Origin of the sequence: Phenylobacterium sp., from assembly GCF_030697925.1 — a bacterium.
In the GTDB taxonomy this organism is placed as follows: domain Bacteria; phylum Pseudomonadota; class Alphaproteobacteria; order Caulobacterales; family Caulobacteraceae; genus Phenylobacterium.
This window is the reverse complement of sequence record NZ_JAUYOJ010000144.1, coordinates 1-6,075: the sequence shown is the minus strand read 5'-3', so window position 1 is coordinate 6,075 and position 6,075 is coordinate 1. Positions and strand designations below refer to the sequence as shown.

The following is a 6,075-nucleotide window of genomic DNA, read 5'->3' as shown; positions in this document are numbered from 1 at the left end:
CCTCAGAAAGGCCGCCGAACGATCCGTCGACGCCCTCTGGAACCGCATCGGCCAGATCCTCGACCAGTTCACACCAGAGATCTGCGCCAACTACTTCAAGGCCGCAGGATATGCGTCAACATGATCGGGAAACGCTCTAGGTGAGGGGTCGCGGCGCGAAGCGGCGCATTCCGGTCTCCGTGCGGGATCAGTGACCCGCGTGCTTGGCCTTCTGCGCGGTGTCCCAGGCCACGAACTCGGGCCCGTCGATCTTGCCGTCGGCGTTCTTGTCGGCCTTGGCGAACTCCGCGGCGGGCAGCTTGTAGGCGACCCACTCGGCCTTATCGATCCGGTCGTCCTTACTGGTGTCGGCCGGGTGGATGAACCGGCCGGGGGCGGCGAGCGCGCTGGAGGCGCAGACGGCGAGGGCAAGGGCGATGAGGGCTGTGACGCGCATGGGAGAACTCCTTCGTGCGGCGGGAAACTGCCCTTGGCCCATGGCGAAAATTGGCCCTACCGGAGCGGTAGGGCCGTGCGTCGGACCACCGTGCGCAGGGCGATGGACGAGTTGATCCGCGCCACCCCGGGCAGGCGGGTCAGGCGCGTGGCGTGCACCCGCTCCAGGTCGTCCATGTCGGCGGCGACCACCCGCAGGACATAGTCGGCCTGGCCGGTCATCAGGTGGCATTCCATGATCTCGGGCGCCTCGACCACCGCGGCTTCGAAGGCGGCCAGCACGTCCTGGGCCTGGCTGGCCAGGGTGATGGACACGAAGACGGAGAGACCAAGGCCCACGGCGCGCGGATCGACCGCCGCCGCATAGCCGGTGATCACCCCCTCGGCCTCCAGGGCGCGCACCCGGCGGAAACAGGCGGACTCAGACAGATGCGCCGCCTCGGCGAGTTCCACATTCGTCGCTCGGCCGTGCGCCTGCAAATGGGTCAGAAGGCGCTTATCTGCGATATCGAGATCGTGAGCTGAAGATTTCACCGGAAAATCCGACTTTCAAACATGAAACTTGCACGACACTGATCTCCGAAGCGCTGTTTTTCAAGGTTTCATCCGCAACCATCGACTAGCCTTCGCGCTATATGGCGGAGGAAAAACGCATGCGCATCGGCACTGTCACCGAGATCAAGCCTCTCGAGCGCCGCGTGGGCCTTGTCCCCGCCGTCGTCGCCACCCTGACAGCCCACGGCCATGAGGTCTTCGTCCAGTCGGGCGCGGGCGGCGGGGTCGGCCTCAGCGACGCCGACTACGCCGCCGCGGGCGGCAAGATCGTTCCCGACGCCGCCGCCGTCTTCGCCCAGGCCGACACCATCGTGAAGGTCAAGGAGCCGCAGGCCCAGGAGATCGCGCACCTCACTCCGCGACACACCCTCTTCACCTATCTGCACCTGGCCCCGGACCCGGAGCAGACCAGGGGCCTGATGGCCTCGGGCTGCACGGCCATCGCCTATGAGACCATCCTGGGCCGCAAGGGCGACCTGCCGCTGCTCACCCCCATGAGCCAGGTGGCCGGCCGCATGGCCGCCCAGGTGGGCGCGGCCTATCTGCTGGCCCCGGCCGGCGGACGCGGACTGCTGATGGGCGGCGTGCCCGGCGTGCCCCCGGCCAAGGTGATCATCCTGGGCGCCGGGGTCTCCGGCTTCAACGCCGCGGAGATCGCGGTCGGCATGCGCGCCGACGTGACCATCATGGACATCCTGCCCGAGCGCCTGGCGGCGATGGACGCCCATTTCGAAGGCCGCGCCCGCACGGTGTTGTCCTCGCGCGGCGCCCTGCTGGAGCTGCTGCCCACGGCCGACCTGATCATCGGATGCGTGCTGATCACCGGCGCGGCCGCCCCCAAGCTGATCCGGCGCGAGGACCTGAAGCTCATGCGCAAGGGTTCGGTGCTGGTGGACGTCGCCATCGACCAGGGCGGCTGCTTCGAGACCTCGCACCCGACCACCCATGATGAGCCGACCTATGTGGTCGACGGGGTGGTCCACTACTGCGTGGCCAACATGCCGGGAGCCGCCCCGCTCACCTCGACCTATGCGCTCGGCGCGGCGACCACCCCCTATGTCATGGCGCTCGCCGACAAGGGGATGGAGCGCGCCTTCGCCGAGGATCCCGGTTTCGCCGCCGGACTGAATGTCGCCGGTGGACGGGTCGTCCACCCGGCGGTGGCCGCTTCGCAGGACCTTCCCCCGGTCGCGGCCTGACTCGGCCAGGGGGCGGCGGAGGTTTCCCCGCCCCCGGCCTTTTTCTCGAAACCTATTTCCCCTTCGGCGGCGAAAGCCCCGAAGCTCGATTTGCCGACAGGAGGCGGTCGTCCAGCTCGGAATCCGGGTTAGAAGACCCCATGAGCCTGGAAATCCTGCAACAACACCGCGTCCATGGCGGGACGCTCAGCTATCGCCGTCACGCCAGCGCCGCCACCGGCACGCCCATGCGGTTCAGCGTCTTCCTGCCCCCCGCGGAGGGGCCGGTCCCGTGGGTTGTCTGGCTGTCGGGCCTGACCTGCACCGAGGACAACTTCACCACCAAGGCCGGGGCCTACGCCGCCGCCGCGCGGCTGGGGCTCGCCGTGGTGGCTCCTGACACCAGTCCGCGCGGCGAGGGCGTGGCCGACGATCCCGCCTACGACCTGGGCCAGGGCGCGGGCTTCTATGTGGACGCCACCGAGGCGCCCTGGGCGCCGCGTTTCCGCATGGAGACCTATGTCACCCGCGACCTGATCGAGGTGGTGAGGCAGAGCTGCCCGGTCGATCCGGCGCGGCTTGGCGTCTTCGGCCATTCCATGGGCGGGCATGGGGCGCTCACCCTGGCCCTGCGCCATCCGGAGCTGTTCAAGTCCGTCTCGGCCTTCGCCCCGATCTGCTCGCCGACCCGCTGCGACTGGGGCCGCCAGGCCTTCAACGCCTATCTGGGCGAGGACCAGGCCGCCTGGCGCGAGCACGACGCCGCCCTGCTGCTGGAGACCGGCGCGGCGCGCGGCCGGTTCGACGACATCCTGGTCGACCAGGGCCTGGCCGACAGCTTCCTCACGGCCCAACTCAAGCCCGAACTGCTGGAGGCCGCGGCGGAAAAGGTGGGCCAGAAGCTGACCCTGCGGCGGCAGGAGGGCTACGACCACTCCTACTTCTTCATGACCAGCTTCATCGAAGACCACCTGGCGTGGCACGCCGCGCGGCTCTAGCAGGCGTTTGTTAGGATTGCCCTGTCAGGATTCCGGCTGCGCCGCCGCAGCTTGGATTTCGGATCGATGGGCATCTATCGCAAGGTCAATAACGTCCTGACCCGCCGCCTGCCGGTCAACACCGTGCGCTCGCGCGCGCCGCAGGCGATCGCCAGCATCACCTTTGACGACTTCCCCAAGAGCGCCTGGACCGTGGCCGGCCCGATCATGGCGAGGTTCGGGGTGCGCGGGACCTACTATGTGGCTGGTCGCTTCTGCGGGATCACTGAGGACGGCATCGAGTATTTCAACGTGGCCGACCTCAAGGCCGTGGCCGCGGCCGGCCATGAGATCGGCTGCCACAGCTATTCCCACGGCTTCGCCTCGAAGACCGACAGCGGGACGCTGCTTCACGAGATCGAGCGCAACGCCGCCTTCCTGCGCAAGCACCTCGGCGACATCGCCATCGACAGCTACGCCTATCCCTATGGCGACGTCTCGCCACGCACAAAGACCCTGCTGGGCGGGGCCTTCAAGAGCGCCCGGGGCATCTCGCGACGGGTCAATGAGGGCATGGTCGACCTGGCGATGGTCCATTCCATCGTCCTGGAGCATCGCCGCTGGCGGCCCGACGAGATCGAGGCCTCCATCGCCCGCGCCAAGGCCACCGGCGGTTGGATCACTTTCTTCACCCATGACGTCGGCCCGGCGCCGCTCGATTTCGGCGTCCTGCCCGAGCGCCTGGAATGGGTGCTCCAGCGCATCGCCGACCATGGCGTCGAGGTCCTGCCGGTCAATGAGGCCGTCGACCTGATCGTCAACGGCGAGCCACAAGCAGCGGCGGCGTGATCAGCCCTGACCAGCTCGCCGAACCCTATGAGCGGCTGACGGTCGTACGCCTGATCGAGGCGAGCCTGACCGTCCTGGTGGTGGCGCTGATGTCCAGCGCCCTGGTCGGCCCCGTGTTTGACCCGTTGCAGACCGGCGGCGACGAGGTCCCGGTCCTGCGGCTGATGTGGCTGCCGGTCTACGGCCTGATCGCGGCCCTCACAGCCTTCCGCCTGCCGCAGCTGTTCCGGTTCTGGTGGCCGGCCCTGGCCTTCGCCGTCCTGGTGGGTTGGGCCTCGGCCTCGGTTCTGTGGTCCATCGATCCGGACGTCACCCTGCGCCGAGCCATCGCGCTGGCCGCCACAACCCTGATGGGGCTCTATCTCGCCTCGAGCCTGGGTGGGCGACGCTTCGCCGAACTGGTGGCGCTGACCATGCTGCTGCTGGCCCTGGGCAGCTATTTCGTCTGCCTGGCCGTGCCCAAGATGGGGGTCAGCCAGGACATCAACGCCGGGACCTGGCGCGGGCTCTGGTACGAGAAGAACGAGATGGGGGCGATGATGGTCTACGCCTCGCTCGCGGCCGTGGCGGCCTTCCTGACCAATCCGCGCCGGCGACTGCTGTGGGGCGGCGCCCTGGTGCTGTTCATCGGCCTGATCATCATGACCCGGTCGGCGACCTCGTTCCTCAGCCTGCTGATCGTGCTGGGCGGCGCCACGGTCTTCGCCTTCATGCGCCTGGGGCGAGCAGCTTCAGTGGCGGCGGTCTGGCTGGGCGTGACCGGCATGTCGGCCCTGGCTGGCCTCTACATGTTCGCCCCAACCCTCTTCTATGCAGCGCTTGGCAAGGACGCGACCTTCACTGGCCGCACCGAGATCTGGAACGCGGTGCTGCGCGCCCATGAGGCCGAGCCCGTGCTGGGCTACGGCTATGCGGCCTTCTGGGGCCGGCAGTCCGACATCGCCAACTGGATCCGCGACGCCCTGCAATGGCGGGTGCCCAGCGCCCACAATGGCTGGCTGGACCTGCTGATCCAGCTCGGCCTGGTGGGGGTCGGCATCTACGCGGCGATCTTCGCGATCAGCCTGCTCGTCGCCGTGGTGCGCCACCAGAGGCTCGGCGACGGCTACTGGGCGACCCTGTTCCTGGCGGTCTATGCCCTGCAGACCATGTCGGAGAGCATCATCCTGGTGCACAATAACCTCTCCTGGGTGTTCGCCGTCGCCGCCATGGCCCGGATTCTGGGGCCCGCTCCGGCCCAGGCCACGGCGCCGGCGCCGCATCGGGCCGGCCAACCGCGCGCCATGACCTGGACTCCCGCCCACGCCTGAAACTGTCCCGTTTTGGGATGGCTTGGCCCTTGCAATCCCGCCTCCCGATGGACTGGAGGAGGTCGGCGATGTCGTGGTTTGGGATTGGGACGCGGACGAGCGTCCCGCCGATCGAGCGGGGCGGCTGGCTCGACGCCATGCGCATCGTCGTGGCGATCCTGATGATCCTGCACCATTACGAGCTCGCCGGTCCCACCCCGACGTCCGATTTCATCCCGTTCTTCGAGCGGGGTTATCTGCTCACCGACTTCTTCCTGATCGACTCCGGCTACGTCCTGGCGCGCGTCTATGGCGAGCGGATGCTGGCCGGCGGCATGTCGCTCGCCGATTTCTTCAAGAAGCGCTTCCTGCGGGTCGTGCCGGCCCACCTGATCATGCAGGTGACCCTGATCTCCCTGGTCGTGCTGAGCGGCCTGCTCGGCGTCATGCCGCGCAACCCGGAATGGTTCGACTGGAAGGAGCTTCCGGCCCAGTTCTTCCTCGTGCAGTCCTACGGCGTCCCCGGCGGGCGCGGCTGGAACGCGCCCAGCTGGTCGCTCTCGGCCCTGCTCGGCTGCTACCTGATGTTCCCGCTGCTGCTGCGCGCCATGTCCCGGTTCAACCCGTTCGTCATGCTGGGCCTTGGGATCACGGCCTTCACGGCCTGCAACCTGGCGACCTGGGCGATCCTCGACTACCCGGTCTACCAGATGCCCCTGAAGTTCGGCATCTTCCGGGCCCTGCCCCTGTTCATGCTGGGCATGGCGCTCGCCCGCTTCGCCCAGAAGGTCT

General features: G+C 68.1%; 7 protein-coding genes and 1 pseudogene. 6 read left to right on the top strand and 2 right to left on the bottom strand.

Annotated elements, in window-relative coordinates:
* A pseudogene (locus Q8Q88_RS13440) lies at positions 1–124 on the top strand (IS630 family transposase); the annotation flags it as partial.
* Between the two features lie 63 nt (positions 125–187).
* On the opposite strand, the gene Q8Q88_RS13435 reads toward Q8Q88_RS13440, so the two are convergent.
* Together Q8Q88_RS13435 and Q8Q88_RS13430 are read right to left on the bottom strand one after the other, a co-directional pair.
* Positions 188–436 carry a hypothetical protein gene (locus Q8Q88_RS13435; protein ID WP_305675694.1) on the bottom strand — a complete coding sequence of 83 codons (249 nt, stop codon included), beginning with the start codon at positions 434–436 and terminating at the stop codon, positions 188–190.
* Positions 437–492: 56 nt separating this feature from the next.
* Positions 493–969 carry an Lrp/AsnC family transcriptional regulator gene (locus Q8Q88_RS13430; RefSeq protein ID WP_305675693.1) on the bottom strand — a complete coding sequence of 159 codons (477 nt, stop codon included), beginning with the start codon at positions 967–969 and terminating at the stop codon, positions 493–495.
* Positions 970–1,088: 119 nt separating this feature from the next.
* Between Q8Q88_RS13430 and ald the strand changes: the two genes are divergently transcribed.
* The 5 genes from ald to Q8Q88_RS13405 form a co-directional block, all read left to right on the top strand.
* The gene (gene ald, locus Q8Q88_RS13425) at positions 1,089–2,189 is read left to right on the top strand and encodes an alanine dehydrogenase (protein WP_305675692.1); all 1,101 of its coding nucleotides are present in this window, start codon (positions 1,089–1,091) and stop codon (positions 2,187–2,189) included.
* A gap of 140 nt (positions 2,190–2,329) precedes the next feature.
* The gene (gene fghA, locus Q8Q88_RS13420) at positions 2,330–3,166 is read left to right on the top strand and encodes an S-formylglutathione hydrolase (RefSeq protein ID WP_305675691.1); all 837 of its coding nucleotides are present in this window, start codon (positions 2,330–2,332) and stop codon (positions 3,164–3,166) included.
* A gap of 66 nt (positions 3,167–3,232) precedes the next feature.
* Positions 3,233–3,994: a polysaccharide deacetylase family protein gene (locus tag Q8Q88_RS13415; RefSeq protein WP_305675690.1), complete on the top strand. Its 762-nt coding sequence runs from the start codon at positions 3,233–3,235 to the stop codon at positions 3,992–3,994.
* On the top strand, positions 3,991–5,304 hold the full coding sequence (locus Q8Q88_RS13410) for an O-antigen ligase (protein ID WP_305675689.1): 1,314 nt from the start codon (positions 3,991–3,993) through the stop codon (positions 5,302–5,304). The genes Q8Q88_RS13415 and Q8Q88_RS13410 overlap by 4 nt, the downstream gene beginning before the upstream one ends.
* Positions 5,305–5,372: 68 nt before the next feature.
* The coding region (locus tag Q8Q88_RS13405; protein ID WP_305675688.1) for an acyltransferase at positions 5,373–6,075 on the top strand (703 nt) is incomplete at its 3' end.